This window comes from Pseudomonas sp. MF09150 (assembly GCF_059862355.1).
The window spans coordinates 1-2,908 of the sequence record NZ_JCBCUS010000029.1 but is presented as its reverse complement, the minus strand read 5'-3'; the positions used below and the strand labels follow the sequence as shown (position 1 = coordinate 2,908).

The 2,908-nt window shown below is 50.1% G+C and carries 1 protein-coding gene and 2 pseudogenes; all 3 read right to left on the bottom strand.

What is annotated here, in order from left to right; translation table 11 throughout:
* Positions 1–126: 126 nt before the first annotated feature.
* A pseudogene (locus AC19YX_RS35190) lies at positions 127–1,011 on the bottom strand (diguanylate cyclase domain-containing protein); the annotation flags it as partial.
* A gap of 36 nt (positions 1,012–1,047) precedes the next feature.
* On the bottom strand, positions 1,048–2,157 hold the full coding sequence (locus tag AC19YX_RS35185; protein WP_371105869.1) for a methyl-accepting chemotaxis protein: 1,110 nt from the start codon (positions 2,155–2,157) through the stop codon (positions 1,048–1,050).
* 177 nt (positions 2,158–2,334) lie between these two features.
* Positions 2,335–2,502, bottom strand: a pseudogene (locus AC19YX_RS35180) (PAS domain-containing protein); the annotation flags it as partial.
* Positions 2,503–2,908: the final 406 nt, after the last annotated feature.

The following is a 2,908-nucleotide window of genomic DNA, read 5'->3' as shown; positions in this document are numbered from 1 at the left end:
CATCCGACCACGCAAGCGATTTAACTGGCTGTGTCCGATCGAGGTATTCACTCAGCTGATGGGCTTGCAACATGAGGCTCCTGCTTCAATTCAATAACCGTGTTGCACTCAGCTCCTGCAACCGCCCATCTTATCTTTTGATACATCAAACAAATAGAAACAGTTACGGCCACTTTGTTTGGCCTTATACATAGCCTGATCGGCATGACGTAGCAGTGTATCGGCATTCTCATTATCGTTTGGATAGAGCGTCACACCGATACTGGCGGAAATATTAATGCCTATGCCATCGATGATGTAGACGGCGGAAAGGGCAGCTAAAAGCCTCTGCAGGGCGCTTTCCAACACCTTGGGATCCCGCACACCCAAAATCAGCACGAACTCATCGCCTCCCAAACGGGCTACGGTATCTTCGATACGCATACTATGTTTCAGGCGATCAGCCACCGCCACTAACAGACGATCACCTATCTCGTGGCCATAGCGGTCGTTAATCTGCTTAAACCCATCGAGATCAAGCACGCCCACGGCAACCGTGCTGGACTGGCTCTTTGCTTTGACAATAGCCTGATCAAGCGCTTTGGACAGCAAAAAACGATTTGGAAGACCCGTCAGCTCGTCGTGCTCAGCCTGCCATTGCAAGGTTTCCAGAAACTTCCGCTTTTCGGTCACATCGAAACGAATGGAAACGTATTTCTGCACCCGCTGGCTGGCATCATCGTACATGGGTACAATGGTGCTCTCTACCCAATACAGGCTGCCATCCTTTTTACGGTTGCAAATTTCACCTTTCCATACCTGCCCACGTGAAACTTTTTTCCACATATCAATAAAGAACTCAGGGGGATGCTGCCCTGAGTTTAGTATGCGGTGGTTTTGCCCAATCAACTCCTGTGCGCTATAGCCAGAAATATCACAGAACTGTTCATTGACATAGGTGATTATTCCGGATTTATCGGTTTCCGAGAAAATAGCTGCCGCATCCACCGCTGCACGGTATCTTGCACTCATATATAAACCTAATTCACCAAAATAGTCATAAGGTCACTACCTGTTGAACCGTTCAACCAACGAGTTTAAACCACGGGATGTACTTTCAAGTTCGCGGCCACGAATCACGGCGGAGTTAGCATTCTTCGCTGTTCTCTCAACCGTTCCCGCTACGTTATTAATCTGCCGAGCAATATCTTCAGCGACACTAGCCTGCTCTTCTGAAGCGGCTGCCATTTGCTGGCTCATACCACTGATCCGTTCAACAGCATCGCGAATGCCTTGGAGAGCACACTGCGCCTCTATAACTTGCTGTACACCGTGGTCGGCCTCGCGAATACCGAGTTTGGCAATGCTCACAGCCTCATCTGCGCCTTTTTTAAGGGTTTCAATGACGTTTTGAATTTGTTGAGTCGATACGCGGGTTTTAGCGGCCAAGGCCCGGACTTCATCAGCTACTACCGCAAAACCACGACCCTGCTCACCAGCCCTAGCCGCTTCAATTGCAGCGTTGAGAGCGAGTAGGTTGGTTTGATCAGCAATGGCTTGAATCACCCCCGCAGCAGCCATAATTTGCTGGGTTTCATTGGCAAGGTAATCCACAGCAGTGCTGATATTCGTGACGGTACTGGCCAGCAACTGAATGGCCTCACGGGAAGTACCGGCGACTTTATCACCTTGTTCAGCCAGTTCATTTGCTGCTTGCGCTTCCATGGCGGTTTTTTGAACATGCCCTGCCACTTCGTTGATTGAGGCCGCCATCTCCGTCATGGCGGCTGCCGTCATGTCCGTTTCCGCTCGCTGCTCCAGCAAGGCATTTTCAGTTTGGTTCGAGAGTAAGGAGGAATGCGCAGCGGCTTCAGCCACTTGGCTGGCCAGATCGCTTAGCCGAGTCAGTGCGGTTTTAAGGCGTGCATCCTCACTAATCAATATCATTTCCAACTGCGCTGAAGGGCCATACGTATCGCTGTAAGTGATGGCGCTAATCGGATCTGAAAAAGCGTCAGGGGCGCATTTCATGATATGACTCAACTGATGTTCCAGCCGCGTATAGGACCACCATCCTGTAACGAGAAAGAGCACGGCAGTTACCGCTTGTGCTGCCAGGCTTGGCAGCACGCTAGCCGCACCTATTGCCAACGCAGCCGCAGTTGCAGGTAAGACCATCCTCCTCATGAATGCCGCATAATGACGATTTTGGGGAATGGAATTTTTACCTGCACGCAACCGGTCATACAGCTTTTGTGCGCGATCAATTTGCTCCCGAGTCGGCTTGACTCTAACGGACTCGTAGCCTGTTAAGCGGCCATCTTCGAGAATAGGTGTCACATACGCACTGACCCAATAGAAGTCACCATTCTTGCAGCGATTCTTGATGATACCCATCCAGCTTTTGCCAGCCTTCAGATAGCCCCACATCAGCCCGAAAACAGCTGGAGGCATGTCGGGATGACGAACCAAATTGTGCGGACTGCCCAACAACTCTTCACGAGAATAGCCACTTATTCTCATAAACTCGTCATTCGCATAGGAAATATTCCCATTCGCATCCGTAGCAGAGATCAATCGCTGCTGGACTGGAAATATTTGTTCAACGGTTGTGACAGGCAGGTTCGAGCGCAAGATGAGTCTCCATGAGCAATAATGGCATTATGCCATAAGGCGTGACTAACGGGTCATGCGAAATAAAGGGAAATCACAGAGCACTGAGATGTTTGTACGCTAAGCCATGGTTCTCAGCTGCAACCATTATCTGACACTGGTGACTTCGGTTGAAGTCCCCCTGCCAGTGCGAATTAGGTTTTGTACGAAAAGTCGTTGTGGCTAAAATTGCCGCCATGACCGGTTGGAGGCCCGTATGGCAAGGCGTTACGAACTTTCTGATGCGTCATGGGAGCTGATCAAGGATTTGGTTTCT

What these genes read in the sequence shown, in the direction of transcription:
- AC19YX_RS35185 (WP_371105869.1), bottom strand. Translation starts at nt 2,157, where the DNA reads ATGGTCTTACCTGCAACTGCGGCTGCGTTGGCAATAGGTGCGGCTAGC.